Below are 25188 nucleotides of genomic sequence, written 5' to 3' on the forward strand. Positions count from 1 at the left end.
TTGGCAAGGGGCGGCATGGGGAAAAGCCGTTAACGCGCTTTCTATGCGGGGGCGATGGTTGCGCCTATATCTCATTTTTGCAGTTTAAGCCGCCGAGCCATGCCCCGTTTTACGCCTGAATTTCTGGATGAATTGAAGTCGCGGCTGCGGCCCTCCGACGTCATCGGGCGGCATGTGAAGCTGCAAAAGCGCGGCAATGCGTGGTGGGGTCTGTCGCCGTTCAAGCCGGAGAAGACGCCGTCTTTTTCGGTCGATGACCGGCGCGGCACCTATCACTGCTTTTCAACGCAGAACCATGGCGACATCATTACCTTCCTGATCGAGACGCAAGGTTTGAGCTTTCCCGAAGCGGTGGAGCGGCTCGCGACGGACGCCGGGCTTGCATTGCCCGTGGAAAGCCCCGCGGAGGCGGCGCGCGCGGAAAAAGCGAAAGGCCTTGCTGAAGCCTGCGCCGCGGCGGCGAAATTCTATCAGGCGATGCTGCACCGCGCGGACGGCCGTCAGGCGATGGATTACTTGCGCGGCCGGGAGATCACGGACGCGCAGATCGAGAATTTCAGCATCGGTTTCGCGCCTTCCAGCCGCAATGCACTGAAAGACTATCTTCTCAATAAGGGGTTTACGGATGATGTGCTGGTCGACGCCGGGCTCATCATCAAGCCCGATGACGGCGGCGCGAGCTATGACCGGTTCAGGGGCCGCATCATGTTTCCCATTCTGGGCGCGCGCGATCGCGTGATTGCCTTCGGGGGCAGGGCGCTCGATCCGAACGCCCGGGCGAAATATCTGAACTCGCCGGAAACGCCGCTCTTTCATAAAGGCGCGGTGCTCTACAATTTTACGGACGCGCGCAGCGCCGCCGCAAGCGACAAGCAGCCGCTGATCGTCTGCGAAGGTTATATGGACGTGATCGCCCTGTGGGGCGCGGGGATAAAACGCGCGGTCGCGCCGCTCGGCACCGCGCTCACCGAAGATCAGCTTGGCATGCTGTGGCGCGCCTGCGACGAACCGGTCCTGTGCTTTGACGGCGACAGCGCCGGCGTCAACGCCGCGCACCGCTCCATCGACCGGGCGCTTGCTTTGTTGAAACCCGGCGCGTCGCTGAATTTCGCCTTCCTGCCGGAAGGTCAGGACCCGGACGACCTCATCCGCGCCGAAGGCGCCGCCGCCATGAAAGCCGTGCTGGAAAAGGCGCGGCCCTTGGTTGACGTTTTGTGGGCGCGCGAAATCAGCGCCCAGCCGCTGGACACGCCGGAGCGCCGGGCGAAACTGCGCGCGCATCTGCGCGAGCTTGTGAAGTCCATCGCCGACAAGGACGTCAGACGCGCCTACGGCGCGGAGCTTTCCCAGCGCCTCGATGCGCAGTTCAGTCCGGCGCGCCGCGACGCGCTGAGCGGCGGCTACGCGCAGAGCGAACGGCCGCAGGCAAGCGCCAACCCGTTTCGCCGGGGGCCGGCGGGACGGCAGGGCTTTCGCTACGCCGCCCCGGCGCGGCCGACGCCGGGCCTTAAACGCCCGTCCCAATGGGTCCGCGAGGCCTCCCTCATTCTCGCCGCCGTCAATCATCCGGCCCTGATTGAACGGCTGGAATCGGCCTTTCTGGAGCTTGAGATCGCCGATCCGGGCCTGAAAGCGCTGTTAAGCGAGGTTTTATCGGCGATTTCAGCCGATCCCGCCCTTGACAGTCCCGCATTGAAAAGCCATCTCAGCCAGACCGGCGCGGCAGGAAGCTTGGAGCGGGTCGTTAATGATTCCCAGCTCTCGAAACATAAATTCCTGCGCCCCGACGCTGAGATTGACGAGGTAGAACAGGGGTTCACGAACGCCCTGGCGCATCATCTGTTTGAATCGACGTTAAAGCAGGAGGTGGCGCGCTCGGCGTCTCAGATATTCACGGAAGGCGACGATGCTTGGAAAGCGGCGGCGGCCGCGCGCGAGGAAATTGTCAATTCAAGCAAACGCGAGGACGAGAACCCGGAAGAGGATTCACCCAAACGTTTTGACGATGCGCTCGAGCGGATGAGGCGGACAGTCGATAAGAAATTCAGCCGGTAAGGCCCCGGCGATAAAATTCTGGCGGTAAGGATTTAAAAGTCACATGGCGAAAAAAGCAGCGGCGAAAAAAGAAACGGAAACGCAGGAGCAGGGCGACAGCCCGATCCTCGACCTGACCGATGCGGGGGTTAAGAAATTTTTGAAGTCCGCCAAGTCGCGCGGCTTTGTCACCTATGACGAGTTGAACAAGGTTCTGCCGTCGGCGGAGGTGTCTTCCGAACAGATCGAAGACATCATGGCGCAGCTTTCCGAAATGGGCATCAATGTCGTCGAGCATGAAGACGACGATGACGACGACGCCGACAACGACAATGAGGCGAAAACCGCCAAGACCAAAGCCGTCGCCCTGAAAGACGAGAAAAAGGGCGGTCAGGTCGTCACCACCAACACCGGCGCCTCGGCCGACCGCACGGACGATCCCGTCCGCATGTATCTGCGCGAAATGGGCACCGTCGAACTGCTCTCGCGCGAAGGCGAAATCGCCATCGCCAAGCGTATCGAGGCGGGCCGGGAAACCATGATCCGTTCGTTATGCGAAAGCTCGCTGACCTTCGAGGCCATCACCGTCTGGCGCGACGAACTGGAAGAGGGCCGGGTGCTCCTGCGCGATATTATCGACCTTGACGCCACCTATGGCGGCGGGCCGGAAGCGCGCCCCGACATGACGCAGCCGGAAGTCGCCGAGCGGGTCAACCGCGAGGAAGCGGAAAAGGCCGAAAACGCCGAGGACGACGAAGAGGATTTCGACGAAGGCGCGCTGTCGCTCTCCGCCATGGAGGCCGAATTGCGCGACGGCGTCATGGAAAAGTTCGATGAGATTTCCTCGAACTACAAAAAGCTGCGCCGCCTTCAGGACATCATGATCGAGGAGCAGTTGAAGGGCGAGGACCTGACTTCGTCGCAGACCCGCCGCTTTAAAAAGCTGCAGAAAGATATCGTCGAGCGCGTGCGCTCCGTGCGGCTCAACAATCAGCGCATCGAAGCGCTGGTCGAACAGCTTTACGACATCAACCGCCGCCTCATGGCGCTGGAAGGCAAGCTCGTGCGTCTCGCCGACTCCTACGGCGTCAACCGCCAGGAGTTTCTCGGCGACTATATCGGCGCGGAACTCGACCCGGAATGGTTCGACCGCATCTCCAAGAAAACCGGCAAGGGCTGGAAGAACTTCACCGAGCGCGCGGCCGACAAGGTTCAGGACATCCGCGACGAGATCGGCCACCTCGCGACGGAAACGGGCCTCACCGTGCAGGATTTCCGCCGCATCGTCTCCATGGTGCAAAAGGGCGAGCGCGAGGCGCGCATCGCCAAAAAGGAAATGGTCGAGGCGAATTTGCGCCTCGTGATTTCCATCGCCAAGAAATACACCAATCGCGGCCTGCAATTCCTCGACCTCATTCAGGAAGGCAATATCGGCCTGATGAAGGCGGTGGATAAATTCGAATACCGCCGCGGCTATAAATTCTCGACCTACGCAACGTGGTGGATCCGCCAGGCGATCACCCGCTCCATCGCCGATCAGGCGCGCACCATCCGTATTCCGGTGCACATGATCGAGACGATCAACAAGATCGTCCGCACTTCGCGCCAGATGCTGCACGAGATCGGGCGCGAGCCGACGCCGGAAGAGCTGGCGGAGAAACTCTCCATGCCGCTGGAAAAAGTCCGCAAGGTGATGAAAATCGCCAAGGAGCCGATTTCGCTGGAAACGCCCATCGGCGATGAGGAAGACTCCCATCTCGGCGATTTCATCGAGGACAAGAACACGATCCTGCCCATCGACGCGGCGATCCAGTCGAACCTGCGCGAGACGACGACGCGCGTTCTCGCCTCGCTGACGCCGCGCGAGGAGCGCGTGTTGCGCATGCGCTTCGGCATCGGCATGAACACCGACCACACGCTGGAAGAAGTCGGCCAGCAGTTCTCCGTGACGCGCGAGCGCATCCGCCAGATCGAGGCGAAAGCGCTGAGGAAGCTGAAGCATCCGAGCCGGTCAAGGAAGCTGCGGAGCTTTTTGGATAACTAATCAACAAAGCCCCGGCATCGCCCGGGGCTTTTTTAACGGAACCACTGTCCGAATATGTCTGCATTCTACGTAGCAATGGACATTCGTAGACAGAAAGAAAATGTCTGCTTTGGGGCCCTTTGCGGACGGTCGGCGAATATACAATGAATGAGCGAAATGCGGGAAGTGTTGCCGATCTGAAAAATATCTTTCAGCATCGAACAAAATTCATACTTGAGTAGGCTTGTACGTAAGAAGCGATAGTAATGATTTTGTTCTTTTTGATTTGTAATCGTCGCCCACCTTCACAAATTTGAACGAGGTTAGAATGTTTTGCATTGCGCTATTGTCAGAACGAGTAGTTGCGTACACCGCGTGTTCGCCTGATACCTCAATCGCCTTCGTCACAAGACTTTTTGCCAACCCTCTTTTCCTATTCGCGCTGTCCACAAAGATGTAGCCCAGTTCGTAAGTATACGTTTCCGGGCATGCGGAGAAATTCGCTTTTTGAAAGATTTTCTTTCGATAATTGACGTTTGGGCGTTTTAGCACCGCGACGGCGCATATCGCACCTTGATGCGCTACCCATAAAATGGCTTTTGCATTTCGAACCCCTCGTTTAATATCGTCGAGTTCGACCTCCCCGCTATAGGCTGCGAAAGTGGCGAGTTTATCAAGTTCACAATAGAGGCAGTCGGCCGGATGTTTAACGGTGATGTTCACAATTTGACACGCTGAAATGGCCCTAAACCAACTTTGTTTTTTTCTTCAGGGATTGGTTAAAGCTAATTTATTGAGTTCCGATTAAGGGAGGCCGAACATTGAAACAGCCAAGAATCGAACGCCTTTGAAGTAGTGCCGGCGCTGATTTTGCGACAGTTAAAATTTTCATCAATTAGTAAGACGAATTTCAGCTTCGATATCTATTTTTGTTGAAGAAACTGAAATCGCGAGACTGCACATGCGCCCAATATTTTTTATTATGTTCGCCGTGCTATCCTCATGTGCAACGGGCTATGAGGAATTTTATGAAAGCACAACTTCGCAAGGTGAACTTATGGCCCGATTTGAAGAGCCTAGTCATACGCCAGAAGTCGTCGCCGGATACGGCGGGACTTCCGATACAGTGTTAAAGATGTTTGAAAATGGCTACGGTTTGATCGGTTATTCAGCGTTCAATGGACCAATTGAGAAATCGAAGAAAGCGTTAAGCAAAGCTCGGGAAATTGGCGCCACCAAAGTCGTTTTGCTTCGCGAGCATACTGATACAATTCAAGGGGCATACACGATCAACGGTACTAAAGCGGTGACGACGCAGCATAACGGTATGGTCAGCGCATATGGCAGTGGGGGATATGCGTCAGGTAGTTATTGGGGAACCAGCACTTCCTACGTTCCAACACAAACCCAAATTCCATATTCAGTCTCACGATATGACCAGACCGCTTTGTTCTTTGGCCCGTTGAAAACCTCTTGCGTTGGAGTGATGCTGAGTGAACCGTCCGAACAAGAAAAGCGGCTAGTCGATACAAACCAAGTTGTGAAGATTGCAGCGGTTCGGAAAGACTCCGCCGCATACCAGGCGGATATTATTCCTGGAGACTTAATCGCTACAGCAGGTGATAAAGGTATATATCCGGAAAAGCCAAATTTTGGGATGTCAAGCGGCGAACCACACACCATTCGTCTCGCCCGCGGGCGCAGAATTGTTGAAGTTAAATTATTGCCGCAAAACTGTAGTTGAGCAACATTTAAACCATCGAATAGCCGCTGCCGTTTGGCGCAATTTTTCAGAACCGGACCTTCACAGCCGCTGGGCGACCGGCCGCAATGGCGGCGAAACCCCGTCGTTCAGGTTCATTCGGCTTATGTCAGCTTCGCCCATATTTTCGTCGAATCGCGCAATAGACATTTTCAAGGTAAAGGATTCCCGCCCATAACCGCCCCCATCGGCTCGAAAGCCAACAAGTCGCAATTCGATTGCTATGACGATCTCGCAGAGGACGAGCCCTATTTCGTCAACCGCGCCGATGATCCGTTGTCGGACGTTCTAATCGAATGCACGCTGGCGAGCGCGTGAAACTGGTCCGGTAAGACTGGCGGCCGGGACTTTCCTAATCGTCTTGCGCCGACGCCGCAGCCTCATGGGCGCGGCGCACGATGTAGGCGCGGATATTCGCGGCGTCCCGGGGGCTCAGTTCGTCGGCGAACCCGACCATGCCCGCCGGCGTCAGCGCGCCCTCCAGGACAATGCGATTCCATGTTTCTTCATCCGCGAGCGCATAGGAAGAACGCAAATCCGGCAGAACGCCGCCGCTGACGGCCGTATCGCCATGACAGCCGCTGCAATAGCGCGTGTAACTCAGCCGGCCGTCCGCGATCTGCTCGTCGGTTCCGAAGGGGGCGGGGGCCGGGCTCGGCGCGCGCGCCACCGGATAGCGATCGAGGGGCGGGGCGTCGCCGCCCAACCGATAGACGAGAACGCGGCTCCGGTTGACCTGCGCGCCGCTTTCGAGATGCGAAAGCTCGCCGAGCAGAAGCGGCAGGACGCCGCCCCATCCCGCTGCGACAGCGATATATTGCTCTGCGTCAATTTCATACGAAACCGGCGCGGCGATGACGCCGGTCTGCGCATCGCGCTCCCACAGTTTTTCGCCCGTCCGATCGTCATAAGCGGCGAAGCCGCCATTCCGGTTACCTTGAAATACGAGGCCGCCGGCGGTGGAAAGCACGCCGCCATTCCACGGCCCGCCATGGTCGACGCGCCAGACTTCCTTCTGCGCGACCGGATCCCACGCCATCAGGCGGCCTTTCAAAGATCGTCTCACCTGGTCGCGGATTGTCTGTTCTGTAGGCAGAATGATCGGTTCGAGGTCGATGCCGAGATTGGTTGATAGCTTGCTTTTGCGATAATCGGTCTCCGGCGCGTAGGGGAACGCGACGAATTGCGCCGGCAGATAGACGAGCCCCGTCGCTTTACTGAACGACATCGGGTGCCAGTTATGCGCGCCCATGGGGCCGGGCGTTCCCATAAACGGGCTGTCGCCGTTCTCGTGGTAAAGCGCGCCTTCAAGGATGTTGGGTCGTCCCGTTTCGATGTCGACGCCGTCCGCCCAGTTCATCGGCGCGAACGCCTCGGCTGAAATCAGCGTTCCATCCGTACGGTCGAGGACATAGAAAAAGCCGTTCTTCGGCGCCTGCATGATCGCCTTGCGCGGCTCGCCGCCGATGTCGAGATCGGCGAGGATCATGTGTTGCGTGGCGGTATAGTCCCACTGGTCGCCAGGCGTCGTTTGATAATGCCAGACATACTCGCCAGTCTCGGGACGCAGCGCGACAATGGAAGAGATGAAAAGATTATCGCCGCCGCCGGGACTGCGGATCGCCGGATTCCAGGGCGAGCCGTTGCCGACGCCGATATACAAGAGGTCAAGCTCGGCGTCATACGCCATGGAATCCCACACCGTCCCGCCGCCGCCATGCTTCCACCATTCGCCGGACCATGTCTTTGCGGCCATTTCGAGAATCGGATTTTCGAACGGTTTTGAGGGATCGCCCGGCACGGTGAAGAACCGCCAGTCGAGCGCGCCGGTCTCGGCGTCGTAAGCGGAGACGTAACCGCGAACGCCAAATTCGCCGCCGCCATTGCCGATGATGACGCGGCCTTTCACAATGCGCGGGGCACCGGTGATCGTATAGGCCTCGTCCCGGTCGATGATCGTGTCCGTCTCCCAGGCCCGCTCGCCGGACGCGGCGTCAATGGCGATGAGGCGGCCGTCAAACGAGCCTACATAAATTTTACCATTCCAATAGGCGACGCCGCGATTGACGATGTCACAACATCCGCGCACGGCCCATTCGCCGGGAACCTCCGGATCGTACTGCCAGATGAGCTCGCCGGTTTTGGCGTCAAGCGCATGAACCTTACTCCACGCGCTTGAGACATACATGACGCCGTCAATGATGATCGGCGTTGATTCCTGTCCGCGCCGCGTGTCGAAATCGTAACTCCAGGCAAGCTCCAGGTCTGCGACATTACCGCGATCGATCCGCTCGAGCGGACTGAACCTGTCTTCGCCATAGGTGCGCCCATGCAGCGCCCATGAACCCGGATCGCCGAGCGCCTCGACAATTTTGACGTCGGAAGAGGCGGGTGGGGCCGGTTGTCGGTTCTCTTCCGATGCGCGCTCTTGTCCGCCGCAAGCGGCAATCAAGCCGAATGCAAGAAAAATTGGCAAACGAATGAGTGGGTGAATATGCATACTAAGCCCCCGCTGACGCGCCAGCGCGTCATGAAATTTCGATCAGTCCCTTGACGCCATTTCGGCCTGCCGCGGCGCCGATGTCAAATTCTCCGGCGGCGGCTTATGAATCGCGGGCCGCCGCTATCGGAAAAGCCGGCGACGCGCGCCAAGAAAGGAATAAGTGACCGGGCCGAATCGCCCGATAAACCGGCTACAAGTTCCGAGGGTTTTTTCATGTCTCAGCCGATCGGCTCGAAAGCCAACAAGTCGCAATTCGATTGTTATGACCATCTCGCGGAGGACGAGCCCTATTTCGTCATTCGCGCCGACGATCCGTTGTCGGACGCGCTGATCGAACTGCACGCCTATATCGGCGCCGGGCAGTCCGGCGCGGCGCATAACAAGCTCGCGGAGATCATGGAACTGACGCGCGAGCGTCCGCCGCGCCCGTCGGACTCGCCCAAATACCGCGAGACCTTTTCCATCAGCCAGGCCATGGAAAGCTGGCGGCGGGAGAAAAACTGAAAGCGGCGCATGAATTTTTTCACGCGCCGCCTGACAGTGATTGAACGAAAAGCTTATTCCGCCCGTATGTCGTCCAGCCAGGTCAACATCACATCCGCCGTCTGCTCCCAGGCGGGTTCTGCATTTTCCCACCCGTAAGCGGACACAGCGTCTGCATAGCGGCTGTTGCCGTGACCGATATTGTCTTGCACCACAAAAGTCGCCGTCCCCGGGCGCAACCGGTTGACCATGTCGGCGATCACCTGATGGCCGTATTGGCTCTCGAACTGGTCGAACTCATTATAGATGACCAGCACCGGGGCCTCGATGGCGGCCCACGCCGCCAGGAAATTTTTCTTCGCCGCCTGCTGGTGCCACGCGTAAGGCCGGCCGTAATGAGCGCCGTCCTCCATGCCCCTGATGTCCGCGCGGGTTGCCGCCATAGCGTCGCTGTCCTCGGCGATTTCATCCGGGTGGCGATCATTGATCAGATATTCGTAGTGAAATTTGGCGCGGTTGATGATTTCGTCATGAATGTCTTCCGGCGCGACGTCGTCGGGGCGGCGTTCAAGATAAAGCCTGTCGAATGTCAGCATACGCTCGTAATAAGTCTCCGCGCCGCCGCCTTGCACCATAACGCCAGCGATATTGTGGCCTTTGTCCTGCAGCGCTTTCGCCACCAGCGGGGCTGTGGTTGAGCCAAGACTTGAGCCGTAAATATAGACTTCGCTGTTATCGATGCGCTCATCGGCAAGCAGGGCCTCATACGCCTCAATGTAATGGCGCACCTCCGTATCGTAATCGAGTTCGTCACAGGCCGGCCCCTGACTGTCGCCGTCGGAAGAACGCTCGACGCGCATCAGCGCAAGGCCGGATTCCTGCGCCAGTCTGGCGCGTTCGTTCTGGTCGGAACGAAACTCGACGGAACCGCATGAAACCCATTGCGTAAAGAGCAGCGGGTGCGGCGCGCCGCTTGCGCCGTCGGGAATGGTGATGAGCGTTCTTAATGTCGCGCCGTCGGATGTTTCCACCGCGCCGTAATGCGTGGTTACGCCTTCAATATCTTCAAGCGCGCGATCGTCAGCGCGCGCCAGTCCGGCGACCATTTCAGCGCGCGCTTCGCTCGTGTCTTCCTGTGCGCACGCGCTCGCGGTCAATATGCCTGCGCTGCAAGCCGCGGCGCTCAGAACCCTGAAGGTTTTCTGCATTTAGTCATTCTCCTTGCTGTTGATATTCATGCGTATGGGAATTTGTAATTCCGTCAGATATTCGGCGGCGTTGCGCGCCGTCATTTTCTTCGGCAGGCGATAGTCGTCCTGATCGGCGCCAAAGCGGTGATAAACTTCCCGCAGCGGACCGGCGGGTTGCAGCCCGGCGTTATGTATCCACCCGGTCATCTGCGCGAACAGCGTATCGGTCTTGAAATAGCCGCCCGCATAAACCACGGCGCAGGCGATGTCGGCGCCGCCGATGATTGTAACCGCAGCCTGTTCCGGCGCTGCTTGCAAAACGGGAATGCACACTTCCACGTCCAGACCGGTTTTTGTCTCCGGCGGATCGTGAAAAATCAAAAAGGGCGGCAGGGTCGCGCGCGCCTGATTTTCGCCAACGCGCGTCTCGGCTGTCTCGAACATTTTTGTCACCGGCTCGCCGAGATGGGGAACGCGCTGGCGCAGGGCGAAAACCCGCTGAGGCGCAATCGGCGTCAGTTTCAGGGTCGGGGGCGGCGCAGCGCCGCTTGCCGCCGACTGGGCCAGAATATCCGCAATCTTCTGCTTGTCTGCGAGACGCGCCTGCTCGTCCGCCAGCGCCGCCTGCTTTTTCCTGATGGCGGCTTTGACTTCGTCCGGCGGCGGAACGCCGTCGCGCATGATATGGGCGATTTCCGCGATGGAAAAATCGATCAGGCGCAAATTGGTGATGGCGGCCAGCGCCGCCGCCTGCTCCAGCGTGTAATAGCGATAGCCGGTCTGCGCATCCACATGCTCGGGCCGCAGCAATCCCTGTTCGTCATAAAAACGAAGCGCCTTGACGGACACCCCGCCAAGACGCGCCAGCTCCCCGATTTGCAAAAGCCCTTTCACAGCGCAGAAGTGTAGTGTCTCCCCTTGGAGGAGAGTCAAACGCCTGATCGCGCTAAACCTTCGGTTTGCCGCGAAAATCGGCTCCCGCCCGGTTATGCAGCTTCCTCTTGCGCCGCCAAGCCGAGCCGCTAAGGTCGCCCGCGAATCTGGCCTGTCCGCCCGGATCCCGGCGGACCGAAAAAGGAGTGAAAAATGGCTGTTGACGGCAAGTGGAACCTTACGATTAAAACCCCCATGGGCGACCAGACCGGCGTTTTAACGCTCAAACAGGACGGCGATGCGCTGACCGGCGAAATGTCCGGCCCGCAGGGCGCCGCGCCGATCGAGAACGGGCGCGTCGAGGGCGATACACTGAAATGGGACGCGAAAGTCACGCAGCCGATGCCGATTACGCTCGAATTCGCCGGCAAGGAAGAGGGCGGCAATCTGAGCGGCGACGTCAAGCTTGGCGCTTTCGGCAATTCCACCTTTACCGGCGTTCCCGCTTAGCGCCTGATCTGCTAGACTGCGGCATACCGTTTCGCCGGTTGCATTTTTCCCTGTTTCGCGCATTACGTGCGTTTGCGCGAAACAGGGCGTATGGTTGTCTTTCAGTCCGGCGAGCGGCTGCTGTGAACACTAACAACCGGGGTCTCACTCATATGCTGCGCATCACCGCCCTTGCGGCTGCTTTTTTCCTGTCGGCTTGCGGTGATGATACGTCCTCCAAGGAGGCGCCGTCGGCAAAACTCGCCGATGAAATTATCGAGACCGACGTCAAGGAAAGCGAACAGCGTTACATGGTGTCGTCGGAAGACGCCGCCAGCCTTAACGCCATCGCCGAGTCCCTGGTGAAGCTTTCTCTGGCGGCCGGTCAGCACGATCCCGCCTTTGTGGACGCCTATCACGGTCCCGAAGACTGGGCGGAAGCGGCCCGCACGGAAAAACGGCCCCTCGAACTTCTTGAAGCGGACGCAAGAGGATTGTTGATCAGCATTGAGCGCGCCAATGGCGATGCGCCGACCATACGCGGCGCCATGCTGGAAAAACTGACGCGCGCGGCGTTGACTCGGATCCGCATGGTGCGCGGCGAGACTTTCTCGTTCGATGAGGAAACGCAATTATTATACGACGCCGTTGCGCCGGAATATGATATCGCGGCATTCGATGCGATCCTGGAAAAGATCGACGCGTTGTTGCCGGGCGATGCGCCGCTCAATGAACGCGTGGACGCGTTCAGAAACACGCTCGCCATCCCCGGCGACAAGCTCGATCAGGTTTTCGACGCCGCCATAGCCGAATGCCGGCGGCGCACATTCACTCATTACGACCTGCCGGCGAATGAAAGCTTTTCCACCGAATTCGTCACGGAAAAACCGTGGAGCGGATATAACTGGTATCAGGGCGATTATCACAGCCTCATTCAGGTGAATACGGACTTTCCCGTCATCATCGACCGCGCTGTCGATCTTGGGTGTCATGAAGGCTATCCCGGCCATCACACATGGAACGTGATGCTGGAACGCGATCTGTTGAAGGGCCAGGGCTGGATTGAATACGCCGTCTATCCGCTGTTTTCACCGCTATCCGTAACGGCGGAAGGGTCGGCCAATTACGGCATTGAACTGGCCTTTCCGGGCCGCGAAAAAATCGAGTTTGAACGCGATGTTCTGTTCCCGCTGGCGGGGCTTGATCCGGCGATGGCGGAGAAGCTGGAAGCGCTGAACGATCTGCGCCGGGAGCTTTCGCATGCGCGCAATATGGTGGCGCGTCGCTATCTGGACGGTGATATCGACCGGGAAACAGCCATCGAAATGATGATGAAATATCGCCTTGAATCGCGCGAACGCGCCGAGCAGAGCGTGCGGTTCGTGGAAACCTATCGCGGCTATGTGTTAAACTACAATCTCGGGCGCGATATTGTCGCCGGCTATGTCGCCCGCAACGCAGCCGGCGCCGGCGGTGAATGGGAAGCGTTCGAAGTGCTGCTGACAACGCCGCTTTCCGCGTCCGACCTTTCAGTACAGTAAGTTCGCATTCAATGACCTTCAAAGCGATCGTGCAACGGGTTCATTTATGGGCGGGGCTAATCCTCGGGATTCAGGTTCTGCTCTGGATGGCGAGCGGCGTGGTGATGAGCTGGTATCCGATTGAACTGGTGCGCGGCGAGACGGCGGCCTATCGTGCGCCAGCGGCGCCGCTGGAACCGGCGACATACGCATCGCCCGGCGGCGTCCTGGCGCAGGCGGACGGCGCGACCTCGGTTGAGCTGACGCACTTTCTGGGCCGCCCGGTATACATCACCCGCGGTCCGGACGGGGACGGATTATTTGATGCGTCGTCGGGCGAACGGATGTCGCCTTTGCCGGAGCGCCTCGCCCGGCGCGTCGCGGAACAGGATTATCTCGGCGACGGCGAAATCGTTGAGGCGCGGTTGATGTCGTTTCCGCCTCAGGAATATCGCGGGCGCACGCCGGTCTGGCGCGTGGACTTCGACGACAAGCGAAACACCCGTCTTTATATATTACCGGGCAGCGGCGAGGTGAGGGCGCGCCGCAACGACATCTGGCGGCTCTATGATTTCTTCTGGATGCTGCACATCATGGATTATGACGAGCGGGACGACTTCAATAATCCGCTGCTCATGGCGGCGTCGCTCACCGGATTTATCTTCGCGCTGTCCGGCGTCATCATCGTAATTTACAGGTTGTCGCGCGGCCGGTTCGGAAACGACCTCATGCTGATGACCGGGCGGAGGGCGGCGAGGCGGCGCCGCGATGAGAAAAAAGACGCGCAGCAAAACGAGACGCCCTGAAAACGCCAGGCGCGCCCGTCTGATGACGCAATTGTCTGGCGGCGCAATCGTCTGGAGTAAAATTCTAAAAGTCTAGAATGCGAAATAAAGCGGCTCAGGTCCGACCGCGGTTTTTTGCTGATCTTCTTCAGCCCCCTCAGGCGCAGCCGCGGGTTTGGTCTGATTTTCCGGGCAGCTGTCAGCCTCGCTCACGCCATCGGAAGAAGCCGACGCCAGGACGTAATATTGCTGGCCGGCTGAGGGATCCGCGATGGTTTTGAGAATAAGAGACACAAAAGCGTTCGGCTTTTTCGCGCGGGATTTGTCTTCAACCGCGGTCGCCGAGGATGAAACCGTGAAGTGAGCCGTCCCCGAACTGGACGCCATGGCTTCCATCGAGACTAAGAATGGCGTTGCCGCAATAGCGACGGAAATCAAGGTTTTGCGCATTGCACCTCTCCCTGTCCGGAATATGCCCTTGAACCGGCGGCTTCTGCAAGCGAATAAATGGCGTAAACTCTGAACAAATCCTTACTTTGGCGTAATGTCCGCCGTCCGGCGGGGTCTGGCGCGGCGCAGGGGCCGACCAAGATGTTGATCATAAAAATCAACAGCTTAGCAGGCGTGCCCGAGACTACAGTCAGGATTTTTTCAGCGCATGCTCAGCCGGGGTGAACTCGGTGTTCAGCGCTTCAGCGACGGCCTTGTAGGTCACAAGCCCGTGATGGACATTCAGTCCCGCCTGCAGGTGCGGATTGTCGCGCAAGGCGTCGAGGCCCTGATTGGCCAGCATAAGGCCGTATGCGAGCGTCGCATTGTTCAGCGCATGTGATGAAGTCAGCGGTACGGCGCCCGGCATATTCGCGACGCAATAGTGAATGACGCCCTCCACCACATAGGTGGGGTCGGCGTGGGTCGTGGCTTTCGACGTTTCAAAACATCCGCCCTGATCGATTGCGACGTCAACGAGAACGGCGCCTTCCTTCATGCCTTTCAGCATTTCACGCGTGACGAGTTTCGGCGCGTTGGCGCCCGGAATGAGCACCGCGCCGACAACGACATCGGCGACGTCTGTTTCTTCATCGAGCGCTTCGAATGTGGAATAGCGTGTTTTGGCTCGGCCGTTGAAAAGCTCGTCAAGTTCCGCAAGCCGGCGCTGCGAACGGTCGAGGATGGTAACGTCCGCACCGAGACCGACCGCCATGCGCGCCGCATGCGTGCCGACGACGCCGCCGCCGATAACGAGTACTTTCGCCGGTAAAACACCGGGCACGCCGCCCATCAACAGACCGCGCCCGCCCTGATGCGCCGTCAGCGCATAGGCCGCCGCCTGAATGGACAGCCGCCCCGCCACTTCGCTCATGGGCGCCAGCAAGGGCAGGCCGCCCCAACGGTCGGTCACCGTCTCATACGCAACGGCGGTGACGCCTGAATCGATCAGGCCGCGCGCCTGATCGGGATCGGGCGCGAGGTGAAGATACGTATAAAGAATTTGTCCTTCGCGAAGCTGCACCCATTCATTGGGCTGGGGCTCCTTGACCTTGACGATCATATCCGCCTGCTCAAAGACCGATTTCGCATCGGGCGCAATCTTGGCGCCGGCCGCGAGATACTCATCATCGCTGACCTTGATCCCGGCGCCGGCGCCGGTTTCCATAAGCACTTCATGTCCGTTCTGGACATATTCGCGGACGCTGCCGGGCACGAGGCCGACGCGATATTCGTGATTTTTGATTTCCTTGGGAACGCCGACAAGCATGAATAGCCCTCCATATCAGGTTGGTGGGCGTCTTATATTCTCTTTTTTATGGAGCGTTTTGATATTTTTCGGCTCTGCAGCGCCGTAGGTGAATAAATTTCGTTGAATTCGCTTACTATAAGAATACTATTCAATTTATGGATCAGTTTGATACGGCTATTCTCGATATCCTGCAGGAAGACGGACATTGTTCTTTCAGCGACCTTGGCGAGCGCGTCGGCCTTTCCCCTTCGGCCTGTCACAAGCGCGTCAAGGAGATGTGGCGCGCCGGCGTTATCACCCAGCAGGTGGCCATTGTAGACGAGCGAAAAGCCGGGCTTGAAACCTCCGTCTTCGTACAGGCGACGTTAAAGAACCAGCAGCAGGCGACGCTGACCGCATTTGAAAAAGCGGTAACGCTCCACCGGGAAATCATGGAGTGTTATCTGATGGCGGGCTTGTCGGATTATCTGCTGCGCATCCTGTGCCGCGACGGGGCGGACTATGAACGCATCCATAATGAAATTCTGACGCGTCTGCCGGGCGTTGACCGCGTCATCACGAATTTCGCCATCCGCAAGGTTTTCCGGCGCACCGCCGTGCCGCTTTAACGGCCTGATTCTTGCCGCCCGGTAACGAAAAATAAGATTAAATTTCACAGTTGCTGCTTAAGCAACTGGCAAAAATTTTACCGGCATAATTTGCGCGCAACAGACATAAGAGGCAACGATGCTGACCACTGCGCGTGTTGATATTCCGGCCCCCGTCGCCGCGCGCCTGAAAGCCGCCGCGGAATATTCCGACAATGTAAACGATTATGCGCGTGAAGACCTTATCGGTTTCAGCCGGCCCATTTCCGCAGCGTTTGCGCTGGTGGCGCCGCTGGCCATCGCCTTCGCCTATCAGGCGGACCCGTGGTTCGCCGTTCAGATCGCCGGCGCCATCATCATGCTTGTCGCCGGGGGGCTTTACGTGATCGGCCGGCAGGAATGGCCGAACATCGTTGCAAAATTTCAGGACTGCGTAATGACGAAGCGCAAGGCGATCGCGGATCTGCGCTGCGGCTTCGGCGAGTCGTCGTTCCTGAGCAACGGCCGCGCGCCGCAGTTTTTCGCCCATGATCATGGCGTTTTGTTGCTGGCTGACGCCGGCGACATGAAGACGCTGTTTTTCGATATTTCCAATGACGGCACCGATCCGCGCTGGGAGCTTTACGAGAGCGGTGAAATCTGCCGCCGCGTCTGGCGCTGGCTGCGCCTGCCGGTCTCGCGCGAGGTGGTGAAATTCTCCACAGAGGGCGCCCGTCTCGCCCGGATCGGCGAGCCGCCGCGCATCAAATCCATCGAAGCGTGGGAGGCGATTAACGTCTCGCTCGGCGAGCCCATGGACGGCGCGATCATTCACCAGCCTTTCGATGAGGTGATCGATAACGTCAAACGCATGATGTATTAGGGCGCGAAGGCTCCCGGCGACGGCGCAAACGCCTGATTTCAACCCCTTACATTCCGCAGGCGCCGCTGCTACATGGAGCGCATGGCCACGCTAATCGATAATGTCGGCGCGCCGGCGCCTGATAACGGGGCGCGACCGCGCCATCCGGAGAAGCAGAAACGGGAAGATACGCCCGTCCTGCGCAAACCCGACTGGATTCGCGTCAAGGCGCCCGTGTCAAAGGGCTTCTCGCAAACGCGCGACATTGTCCGGTCGAAAAATCTGCATACGGTATGTGAAGAGGCGGCCTGCCCGAATATCGGCGAATGCTGGGACAAAAAACACGCCACCATGATGATCATGGGCGACACCTGCACGCGGGCCTGCGCGTTTTGCAATGTCAAAACCGGCCTGCCGTCCGCGCTCGACGAACAAGAGCCCGCGCATGTGGCCGAAGCGGTCGCGGAAATGGGTCTCAATCATGTAGTGATTACATCGGTCGACCGGGATGATTTAACCGACGGCGGGGCTGCGCATTTTGCGGCGGTCGTGCGCGCCATTCGCGCGCGCTCGCCAGAGACGACGATTGAAATCCTGACGCCGGATTTCCTGCGCAAGGGCGGCGCGGCGGAGACGGTCATCGATTCGAAACCGGATGTGTTCAACCACAATCTTGAAACCGTGCCGCGGCTTTATCTCCAGATCCGCCCCGGCGCGCGCTATTATCATTCCTTGCGCCTGCTTGAAAAAGTCAAAGAGCGCGATCCGCAGATGTTCACCAAATCCGGCATCATGGTCGGTCTTGGCGAAACGCGCGAAGAGGTGATGCAGGTTATGGACGATATGCGCTCCGCCGGCATCGACTTCATCACCATCGGGCAATATCTGCAGCCGACGCGTAAACATGCGGCCATTGACCGCTTTGTGCATCCTGACGAATTCAAGTCCTACGAGACGCTGGCGCGGGCGAAAGGTTTCCTCATGGTCTCGGCGTCGCCGCTCACGCGCTCCTCGCACCATGCGGGCGAGGATTTCGCGAAACTTCGGGCGGCGCGCGCGGCCAGGTCAACATAAGAGAACACCCATGCTGAAACTTTACGATCTGGCGCTGGCTGACCCGGACGTGCGGCCGAGCCCGTTCTGCTGGCGCGCGAAGTTCGCCCTGTTGCACGTGGGAGAGGAATTCGAGACGATCCCTGTACCTTTCGCCGACAAGGACCAGTATCCGGAAAAGGATCACGGCCTTGTGCCTGTGCTTGTGGACGGCGATGAAATGATCTGCGACAGCGAAAACATCTACGCTTATGTGGCGCAGAAATTTCCCGATCCGCCGCTGGTGCAGTCCGCGGGCGAACGCGCGGCCGTCGATTTCTACAACGCCTGGATCGCCGCAGCGCTGTTTCCGAATCTTGCGCCGATGCTGTTCGTGCGCGTGCACGCCGCCGCGCACGAAGACGACAAGGCTTACTTCAGAAAAACCCGCGAACAGCGGCTCGGCAAAACGCTGGAAGAGGCTGCGGCGACGCCCGGTTTGCGCAACAATATCGAGGACGCCCTGCAAACGCTTGCGGCCCCGCTGGCGCGTCACCGTTTTCTTGGCGGTGAAAAACCGAATATGGCCGACTATAATGTGTTCAGCATTTTTATGTGGGTGCGTTTGACCACCAGCGAAGAAATGTTCGAGACGCCGCAGGCTGTCGACGCCTGGCGCGAACGCATGCTAGATCTGTTTGACGGCTACGCCAGGAACGCCAAGCGCGCCTCGTGACGGTTAAAAGGACGCAGACGGAGGTTCCGTATTCGGCGCGCCAGATGTTTGATCTTGTGGCCGACATTGAACGCTATCCGGAGTTTCTGCCCTGGTGCGCCGCGCTGCGTGTTGTGCAAAACGATGTCGCAGACGGCGAGGGGACCATGACCGCCGACATGGTGGTCGCCTATTCGGTCTTTCGCGAACGCTTCCGCAGCCGCGTCAAACTGGATAGAGCCAACGGCCGGATCCACGCCAGTTACGTGGACGGTCCGTTTCGCAATCTGGAAAACCGCTGGCGTTTTACGGACCAGCCGGAAGGCGGCTCGCTTGTGGACTTTGAAATCACGTTCGAGTTCAGGAATTTTCTGCTGCAGGCGACCGCCCAGGCGGTGTTCGACAAGGCCTTCGCGCGGATGAGCGATGCGTTTGTACAGCGCGCCGGGGAAGTTTACGGGTAACGCAATTATGCCGCGCGTTTGCGCTACATGGATTTTTCCTGAATCTTCGCGTGAATATCGTTCACCTTCAACAGCGCCGCGGAGCCGTAATAATTCAGATAATCAACAGTGAAAATCCCGGAGACAATGGTTGGGTCGCCCTCCATCAGGGCTTTCGCTTCGTCGATGCTTTCCACGTTCAGGATGAACAGTCCGCGTTCATCGGTTCCATTGGAAAGCGGCCCGGCGAGAACAAGTTTCCCGTCCTCGGCGAGATTGCGCATATTCGCAAAATGACCGGCGAATAATTCCTGGCGTCTGGCTTCATCCTGAATATCCGCAGGGCCGGTGCGCAGCATCACGAAAATATAGGACCGCATGCCATAGGCGTCCGCTCCAAGTTCCTCCGCGAGCGCCGCATCGAAAGAAGCTTTGTCGTCGCCGGCGCGCGCGCCGCCCGAGGCAATAATAAAACAGAGTGCAGGGATAATGAGGTGAGCAAGGCGCATTTTAAATCTCCGGAATAAATCTAATCGTATTAATGCCTGAAGCGAGCAGGGCTGACAAGCGAGGACGCGCGCAGTACAGCGGGAGGCGCTCGCGCTCATTAAAGGCGAGGCGCCGCGATTTATCCGGTTCCGGTCAACTGCGTCAGGACAAGGTGAAGCGCGGTTTCAACCGCCTTGGTGCGCACGAAATCGCGGCCGCCTTCCGAAAAGACGCGCCGCTCGACGCGCGTAAGGCCGGAACGCTGCGCCAAACCAAACCAGACAAGGCCGACAGGTTTGCGGTCGGTGCCGCCGGACGGTCCGGCGATGCCGGTGACGGCAACGGCAATGTCCGCACGCGAAGCATGAAGCGCGCCAAGCGCCATGGCGCGCGCCACGGGCGCGCTGACGGCGCCGTTCTCATCGATCAGTTTCATCGGTACGCCGAGCATTTCGGCTTTCGCCTCGTTGGAATAGGTGACGAAACCGCGATCGACGACGGCGGACGATCCCGGCACGTCGGTCAGCGCCGCGGCGATCATGCCGCCGGTGCAGGACTCTGCCGTGGCGACGGTCATTCCTTCGGCGCCGGCCTTGTCGATGATCGCCTGCGCCAGCGACCAGATGCGGTGGGTCTGGGTCATGGCGTGCTGCAAATGAAGGCGTTCGCCAGAGCCCCTCTCCACCTGACGGGGGGAGAGGGGTGGCGTTGGTGTCTGATGGTGATAAGAGTTGACGCATCAATGTTCATGATTTCACCTCCGGCAGCGCCACCGTCGCCGTCGCCATGGCGGCGACGCCTTCGCGGCGGCCGGTAAAGCCCAGTTGCTCCGTAGTCGTCGCTTTTACGGAGACGCGCGCAGCGTCGATATTCAGGATTTCAGCGAGCGCGCCGCGCATATTTTCGCGGTGCGGGCCGATCTTCGGCGCCTCGCACATGAGCGTCACGTCGCAATGGGTGATCTTGCCGTTCCGTCCTGCGACCAGATCGCGCGCTTTTTCCAAAAAAACATGGCTGGGCGCGCCCTTCCATTGCGGGTCGGACGGCGGGAAATGATCGCCGATATCGCCTTCGCCGATGGCGCCGAGTATGGCGTCGGTCAGCGCGTGCATGCCCACATCCGCGTCGGAATGGCCTTTCAGTTTTTTGTCATGCGCAATTTCGACGCCGCAGATGATGACGGCGTTTCCATCTTCAAAGGCGTGAACGTCGAAGCCATGGCCCGTGCGGTATTCCATCTGTTTCGCCTTTCGCCCCAATAGCGTTTCGGCCATGCCGAAATCTTCGGCTTGCGTGATTTTCATATTGTCTGGCGAGCCGGCGACCAGCGCAACGGAAAGTCCGGCGGCCTCGGCCACGGCGGCGTCGTCGGTCAGTTGCTGACCGCTGGCGGCGCGATGGGCGGCGAGGATTTTATCAAATCGAAACCCTTGCGGCGTCTGCGCCCGCCACAGCGCATCGCGCGGCACGGTGGCCTCGATCGTGTTGTCCGGTCTCGCGCGCTTTATCGTGTCGTGCACGGGCAGGGCGGCGAGGGCGCCGTCATTTTCACCCAGCGCATCGATAACGCGGGCAATCGTTTTTTCATCGATGAAAGGGCGCGCCGCATCGTGGATAAGCACATGGCGGGGCGCGTCTTCTTCGGCGCTTTCGATACCAAGCCGGACCGAGTCCTGCCGCTCGGCGCCGCCGAAGACCGGTTCCATAAGTTTGGGATGATCGAGGAGCGCGCCCATGGCTGTATTGTATTCGCCGCGATCGTCGCGATGGATAATGACACGCACGGCGCCGATCAGCGGATGATTGAGGAAGGCTTCCGCCGTCCAGGCGATCACCGCGCGCCCCGCAAGATCGCGATACTGCTTCGGCCCGCCGGCGCCGGCTCTGGTGCCGCGCCCTGCGGCGACGATAATTGCGATGGCGTTGTGCGCTGACATCATGCCCGGGCTCCTTTCCTCCCCCATATATGGGGGAGGTCCGGCGAAGCCGGGGAGGGGGTAAAGTCGAATATGCCCCCTCCGTCGCTCCGGATTGCATCCGGTGCGACACCTCCCCCGCAAGCGGGGGAGGAATAGGCGCATAGATCTGTTTGATTAAGCTTCAACACATTTAAATCATCCGGATACTATGTTTGTAACTGCATGCCTTAACGGCTAAATACGCTGATCGCCAAGAACTGATATCAACAATGCTCTCTATCGCCGACATCAAGCTGAAGAACAACGTCGCGCTGGCGCCCATGTCGGGCGTCTCGGACCTGCCGTTCCGGCGCGCGGTCGCGCGGTTCGGCGCCGGGCTTGTGGTCTCCGAGATGACGGCGTCGGAGGAACTGGCGCGGGGCCGGCCGGATGTCGTCCGCCGGGCCGAGGGCGACGGCGAGATTTTCCCCTTTGTCGTTCAATTGGCCGGCCGCGAGGCGCACTGGATGGCTGAAGGCGCGAAGCTGGCTGAAGCCGCGGGCGCGGACGTCATCGACATTAATATGGGTTGCCCGTCGCGGCAGGTGACGGGCGCGGCCTCCGGCTCTGCGCTGATGCGCGATCTCGATCACGCCCTGACGCTGATCGAGGCGACGGTGGCGGCGACGGCGAAACCGGTAACGCTAAAAATGCGTCTCGGCTGGGACTGGAATTCATTGAACGCAGCCGAACTGGCCATGCGCGCCGAAAGCGCCGGGGTGCAAATGGTCACCGTGCACGGGCGAACGCGCTGCGACTTTTACAATGGCGAGGCGAACTGGGCGGCGGTGCGTCCCGTAAAAGAGGCGGTTTCCATTCCGGTGATTGTGAACGGCGATATTCTGAGTGTTGAACATGCGCGCCAGGCGCTGGATCAGTCCGGCGCCGACGGCGTGATGATCGGGCGCGCGGCCACCGGCCGGCCCTGGCTGCCGGGCGCAATCGCAACGGCGCTGAAAACCGGCGGCGCGCTTGTTGAACCGCCGCTGGAACTTCAGCGCGATGCGGCGGCGGCCCATTACGCTGAGACCATCCAGCATTACGGGGCGCCGCTCGGCGTCAGAATGGCGCGCAAACATCTGGCGGCTTACATCGATCACGCCCCGGTCAATATCGATCCTGCGCGGCGGCGGGCCTGCCGCGCCGCGATCTGCCGGATGGCCTCTCCGGTACATGTGGCGGCGGCGCTCGACGCCTGGTTTGAGGGTGATTTCAGTTCGGTTGACGCGCGCGCCGCCTGACGGTGACCAAACGGCAAAAAGCCGTTGTCTCTTTTTAGCAACAAAACTGTTGATTTTTGGCAACAACGGCCGCACGATCCCGCATGGTTCAACGATTGCAACTGTTGCAATCGGAACGTGCCGGTGGAGCGGAGGCCGAATCGGCGGCGGTGCGATTGAGGATTTCGGGCGGATAACGCCTGCCGGGATGGCGTAGTTTTGAGTCACCAGACGGAATTTCATGAAAAGGCCGAGGGCGCACGCGCAAGCGCGCGCCGTTTTGCGCCTGAATGGGTTTTCTCCAACGCCGCCGCCGCCGCCGCGCTGATCGGCGCCGGGGCTGTGGCGTTTTTCACGACGTGGTTCCTCATGTCCCCGCTGGTGGAGACAGTCGACCGCTCGTTCCTGCGGGCGATGATCATCGGCAATATCGTGATCGCCGCCGGTTTCGCGCTGCTTGTGGGCGTCAGGCTTTTCCATGTCTGGACGAACCGCCGGAACCAGCTCGCCGGTTCGCGCACGCATATGCAGCTTGTGGGCATGTTCTCCCTGATCGCGGTCATCCCTGCGGCCATCGCCTTTTTGTTTGCGTTTACGATTTTGCGCGCCAGCCTCAACGACGTCTTCAGTGAACGGATCGAAAAATATCAGGATACCGCGCGCGACCTCGCCAATGCGCTGGTGAATATCAAGGGCGGCGAAATGCGCCAGAATATGAGCCTGATCGCGCAGGATATCGCCAGACAGGAAGAAGCCGGCGTCGGTTTTGAACAAACGCCCATCAGTTTCCGCCGCTATCTTTATGCGCAGGCGCAGGTGAGAGGCCTCTCGGCGCTCTATCTTGTGGACAGTAACGGACAGATCATTGTCCGGGCGGAGATCGAGCGCGGATCCTATGCGCTGCCGGCCGAAGCGCGCCTTTCCGATCTGCGCAACGGCGCGCCCGGTGAAGTTTTCGTTTTCGGCGTCAATAATGACGAAACATTCGATATGTTTCGCGGCGCATTGCGGCTTGAATATTATGGCGGCGGGTTCCTGATCGGGTATCAGCCGGTTGACCCCGTAACGACGCAACGCCTGTTCGCCGTGCGCGAGGTGCGCGAGGACTGGCAGGAGGCGGAGCTTGGCCGCTCCCGGCTGGAACGGGTGTTTCTGGCCGGTTATGTCGTTCTGGCGATCATTATTCTTTTCGGCGCGATCTGGATGGCGCTGTGGGCGGCGACCCGCCTCGTGCAGCCCATTGGCCGGCTTGTGAATATGGCGGAGCGGGTGTCCGGCGGCGAACTCGGCGCGCGCGTTGAAGTCTATAAAGAAGACGGGGAATTGGGCGCGCTGGCGCGATCCATGAATCATATGACCGCGCAGCTTCAGACCCAGCGCGACGATCTGGTGGACACCAACCGGCAGTTCGACGAAAGACGCCGATTTACCGAAGCCGTTCTTTCCGGGGTTTCCGCAGGCGTCATCGGTCTGTCTACGGATGGGTGCGTCACCATCGCCAATACATCGGCGCAGGAACTCGTGGGCGATGAGGACACGGCCCTGACGGGGCGCAATATTTCCGAGATTTTGCCGGAGCTTTCCGCGCTACTGGAGCGTGCGGCGAACTCCCCCTATGCGGAGATCGGCGACCAGATCGACGTGACGCGCCACGGGCAAACGCGCACGCTGAATGTCCGGCTGGTCAAGGACGCTGCCGGCGACGGCGCCAGCTATGTCGCGACGTTCGACGACATCACGCAGCTTATCGCCGCGCAGCGCAACGCCGCCTGGGGCGATGTCGCAAGACGCATCGCGCATGAGATCAAAAATCCGCTGACCCCGATCCAGCTTTCGGCGGAGCGCCTGCGCCGCAAATACGCCGGCGAAGTGCAGTCCAATCCTGAAGTCTTCGAACGCTGCACCGACACCATCATCCGCCAGGTGAATGATATCGGCCGCATGGTTGACGAATTCTCGTCATTTGCGCGCATGCCGAAACCGGTCATCGGGCCGGAGGATGTGCGCGAGCTTGTGAAAGCCGCGATCTTTCCGCAAAAAGTGGCGTTTCCCGATATTGATTTCGTCATCGAGACGCCGGGCGCGCCGGTGCTGGTGCAGTGCGACGGGCGGCTGATCGTGCAGGCCCTGTCGAACCTTCTGAAAAACGCCGCGGAATCAATCTCCGCGCGACTTGCGGATAACGAAGACGGCCCGCCGGGACGCATTGCGGTGCAGGTTGATCCGGGCGAGACGCTAGCGAGCATCCGCATCATCGACAATGGCGTCGGTCTGCCGAAGGAAGAGCGCCACCGCCTCGCCGAGCCCTATATGACGACCCGCGCCAAGGGCACGGGGCTGGGGCTCGCGATTGTCAAGAAAGTCGCCGAGGAACATGGCGGCTCGCTGGAGTTTGCGGACGATCATTCGCTTGGCCCCACGGGCGCGCGCATGACGATATCGCTGCAGATACTGAAATCGAAAGAGGACGCGCCGCATGCCGCGGCGGCGGAGTGAGTGC

At 59.5% G+C, this 25188-nt stretch carries 24 protein-coding genes; 15 read left to right on the plus strand and 9 right to left on the minus strand.

Annotated features, from left to right (window positions below; translation table 11 throughout):
• The first annotated feature begins 99 nt into the window (after positions 1 to 99).
• Both dnaG and rpoD read left to right on the plus strand, forming a co-directional pair.
• Positions 100 to 2055 (plus strand): DNA primase, encoded by a 1956-nt coding sequence (gene dnaG, locus ACQK2Q_RS04285; RefSeq protein WP_425408509.1) that lies wholly within the window; start codon positions 100 to 102, stop codon positions 2053 to 2055.
• Positions 2056 to 2098: 43 nt separating this feature from the next.
• Positions 2099 to 4078, plus strand: a complete 1980-nt coding sequence (gene rpoD, locus ACQK2Q_RS04290; RefSeq protein WP_425408510.1) for an RNA polymerase sigma factor RpoD — start codon at positions 2099 to 2101, stop codon at positions 4076 to 4078.
• A 207-nt stretch (positions 4079 to 4285) separates the two neighbouring features.
• Here the strand turns inward: rpoD and ACQK2Q_RS04295 are convergent, their stop codons facing one another.
• Positions 4286 to 4780: an N-acetyltransferase family protein gene (locus ACQK2Q_RS04295; RefSeq protein ID WP_425408511.1), complete on the minus strand. Its 495-nt coding sequence runs from the start codon at positions 4778 to 4780 to the stop codon at positions 4286 to 4288.
• 334 nt (positions 4781 to 5114) lie between these two features.
• On the opposite strand from ACQK2Q_RS04295, the gene ACQK2Q_RS04300 reads away from it, so the two are divergent.
• Positions 5115 to 5801, plus strand: coding sequence for a hypothetical protein (locus tag ACQK2Q_RS04300; RefSeq protein ID WP_425408512.1), 687 nt, complete (start codon positions 5115 to 5117; stop codon positions 5799 to 5801).
• Between the two features lie 33 nt (positions 5802 to 5834).
• Positions 5835 to 6137 carry a hypothetical protein gene (locus tag ACQK2Q_RS04305; protein ID WP_425408513.1) on the plus strand — a complete coding sequence of 101 codons (303 nt, stop codon included), beginning with the start codon at positions 5835 to 5837 and terminating at the stop codon, positions 6135 to 6137.
• 34 nt (positions 6138 to 6171) lie between these two features.
• On the opposite strand, the gene ACQK2Q_RS04310 is transcribed toward ACQK2Q_RS04305, so the two are convergent.
• Positions 6172 to 8319 (minus strand): PQQ-dependent dehydrogenase, methanol/ethanol family, encoded by a 2148-nt coding sequence (locus ACQK2Q_RS04310; RefSeq protein WP_425408514.1) that lies wholly within the window; start codon positions 8317 to 8319, stop codon positions 6172 to 6174.
• 216 nt (positions 8320 to 8535) lie between these two features.
• On the opposite strand from ACQK2Q_RS04310, the gene ACQK2Q_RS04315 reads away from it, so the two are divergent.
• Positions 8536 to 8826, plus strand: coding sequence for an aspartate decarboxylase (locus tag ACQK2Q_RS04315; RefSeq protein WP_425408515.1), 291 nt, complete (start codon positions 8536 to 8538; stop codon positions 8824 to 8826).
• Positions 8827 to 8879: 53 nt separating this feature from the next.
• Here ACQK2Q_RS04315 and ACQK2Q_RS04320 read toward each other — a convergent pair whose 3' ends face one another.
• Together ACQK2Q_RS04320 and ACQK2Q_RS04325 are read right to left on the minus strand one after the other, a co-directional pair.
• Positions 8880 to 10013 carry a hypothetical protein gene (locus tag ACQK2Q_RS04320; protein WP_425408516.1) on the minus strand — a complete coding sequence of 378 codons (1134 nt, stop codon included), beginning with the start codon at positions 10011 to 10013 and terminating at the stop codon, positions 8880 to 8882.
• The gene (locus tag ACQK2Q_RS04325; protein WP_425408517.1) at positions 10014 to 10877 is read right to left on the minus strand and encodes a MerR family transcriptional regulator; all 864 of its coding nucleotides are present in this window, start codon (positions 10875 to 10877) and stop codon (positions 10014 to 10016) included.
• 204 nt (positions 10878 to 11081) lie between these two features.
• On the opposite strand from ACQK2Q_RS04325, the gene ACQK2Q_RS04330 reads away from it, so the two are divergent.
• From ACQK2Q_RS04330 to ACQK2Q_RS04340, 3 genes are all read left to right on the plus strand, one after another.
• Positions 11082 to 11378 carry a hypothetical protein gene (locus ACQK2Q_RS04330; protein ID WP_425408518.1) on the plus strand — a complete coding sequence of 99 codons (297 nt, stop codon included), beginning with the start codon at positions 11082 to 11084 and terminating at the stop codon, positions 11376 to 11378.
• A gap of 152 nt (positions 11379 to 11530) precedes the next feature.
• Positions 11531 to 12898, plus strand: coding sequence for a hypothetical protein (locus ACQK2Q_RS04335; protein WP_425408519.1), 1368 nt, complete (start codon positions 11531 to 11533; stop codon positions 12896 to 12898).
• An 11-nt stretch (positions 12899 to 12909) separates the two neighbouring features.
• The gene (locus ACQK2Q_RS04340) at positions 12910 to 13683 is read left to right on the plus strand and encodes a PepSY domain-containing protein (RefSeq protein WP_425408520.1); all 774 of its coding nucleotides are present in this window, start codon (positions 12910 to 12912) and stop codon (positions 13681 to 13683) included.
• 72 nt (positions 13684 to 13755) lie between these two features.
• Here ACQK2Q_RS04340 and ACQK2Q_RS04345 read toward each other — a convergent pair whose 3' ends face one another.
• Both ACQK2Q_RS04345 and ald read right to left on the minus strand, forming a co-directional pair.
• The gene (locus ACQK2Q_RS04345; RefSeq protein ID WP_425408521.1) at positions 13756 to 14112 is read right to left on the minus strand and encodes a hypothetical protein; all 357 of its coding nucleotides are present in this window, start codon (positions 14110 to 14112) and stop codon (positions 13756 to 13758) included.
• A gap of 190 nt (positions 14113 to 14302) precedes the next feature.
• The gene (gene ald, locus ACQK2Q_RS04350) at positions 14303 to 15421 is read right to left on the minus strand and encodes an alanine dehydrogenase (RefSeq protein ID WP_425408522.1); all 1119 of its coding nucleotides are present in this window, start codon (positions 15419 to 15421) and stop codon (positions 14303 to 14305) included.
• Positions 15422 to 15558: 137 nt separating this feature from the next.
• Here ald and ACQK2Q_RS04355 point away from each other — a divergent pair, with 137 nt between their 5' ends.
• From ACQK2Q_RS04355 to ACQK2Q_RS04375, 5 genes are all read left to right on the plus strand, one after another.
• Complete coding sequence (locus tag ACQK2Q_RS04355; RefSeq protein ID WP_425408523.1) at positions 15559 to 16011, plus strand: Lrp/AsnC family transcriptional regulator; 453 nt, start codon at positions 15559 to 15561, stop codon at positions 16009 to 16011.
• A 118-nt stretch (positions 16012 to 16129) separates the two neighbouring features.
• Entirely contained in the window at positions 16130 to 16852 is a 723-nt protein-coding gene (locus tag ACQK2Q_RS04360; protein ID WP_425408524.1) for a hypothetical protein, read from the plus strand.
• An 81-nt stretch (positions 16853 to 16933) separates the two neighbouring features.
• On the plus strand, positions 16934 to 17905 hold the full coding sequence (lipA, locus tag ACQK2Q_RS04365) for a lipoyl synthase (RefSeq protein ID WP_425408525.1): 972 nt from the start codon (positions 16934 to 16936) through the stop codon (positions 17903 to 17905).
• Positions 17906 to 17915: 10 nt separating this feature from the next.
• Positions 17916 to 18599 carry a glutathione S-transferase N-terminal domain-containing protein gene (locus ACQK2Q_RS04370; protein ID WP_425408526.1) on the plus strand — a complete coding sequence of 228 codons (684 nt, stop codon included), beginning with the start codon at positions 17916 to 17918 and terminating at the stop codon, positions 18597 to 18599.
• Positions 18596 to 19042 (plus strand): type II toxin-antitoxin system RatA family toxin, encoded by a 447-nt coding sequence (locus tag ACQK2Q_RS04375; RefSeq protein ID WP_425408527.1) that lies wholly within the window; start codon positions 18596 to 18598, stop codon positions 19040 to 19042. The genes ACQK2Q_RS04370 and ACQK2Q_RS04375 overlap by 4 nt, the downstream gene beginning before the upstream one ends.
• A gap of 23 nt (positions 19043 to 19065) precedes the next feature.
• Here ACQK2Q_RS04375 and ACQK2Q_RS04380 read toward each other — a convergent pair whose 3' ends face one another.
• The 3 genes from ACQK2Q_RS04380 to ACQK2Q_RS04390 form a co-directional block, all read right to left on the minus strand.
• Positions 19066 to 19530 carry a YciI family protein gene (locus ACQK2Q_RS04380; protein WP_425408528.1) on the minus strand — a complete coding sequence of 155 codons (465 nt, stop codon included), beginning with the start codon at positions 19528 to 19530 and terminating at the stop codon, positions 19066 to 19068.
• A gap of 119 nt (positions 19531 to 19649) precedes the next feature.
• A complete protein-coding gene (locus ACQK2Q_RS04385; protein ID WP_425408529.1) occupies positions 19650 to 20153 on the minus strand; it encodes a CinA family protein in 504 nt (167 codons plus the stop codon).
• A 103-nt stretch (positions 20154 to 20256) separates the two neighbouring features.
• Positions 20257 to 21450, minus strand: a complete 1194-nt coding sequence (locus ACQK2Q_RS04390; protein WP_425408530.1) for a bifunctional 2-C-methyl-D-erythritol 4-phosphate cytidylyltransferase/2-C-methyl-D-erythritol 2,4-cyclodiphosphate synthase — start codon at positions 21448 to 21450, stop codon at positions 20257 to 20259.
• Between the two features lie 248 nt (positions 21451 to 21698).
• Between ACQK2Q_RS04390 and dusB the strand changes: the two genes are divergently transcribed.
• Positions 21699 to 22709 carry a tRNA dihydrouridine synthase DusB gene (gene dusB / locus ACQK2Q_RS04395; protein WP_425408531.1) on the plus strand — a complete coding sequence of 337 codons (1011 nt, stop codon included), beginning with the start codon at positions 21699 to 21701 and terminating at the stop codon, positions 22707 to 22709.
• 198 nt (positions 22710 to 22907) lie between these two features.
• Entirely contained in the window at positions 22908 to 25184 is a 2277-nt protein-coding gene (locus tag ACQK2Q_RS04400) for an ATP-binding protein (RefSeq protein WP_425408532.1), read from the plus strand.
• The last annotated feature ends 4 nt before the right edge of the window (positions 25185 to 25188 follow it).

The sequence above is a fragment of the Hyphococcus sp. genome, assembly GCF_965228385.1.
GTDB lineage: Bacteria > Pseudomonadota > Alphaproteobacteria > Caulobacterales > Parvularculaceae > Hyphococcus.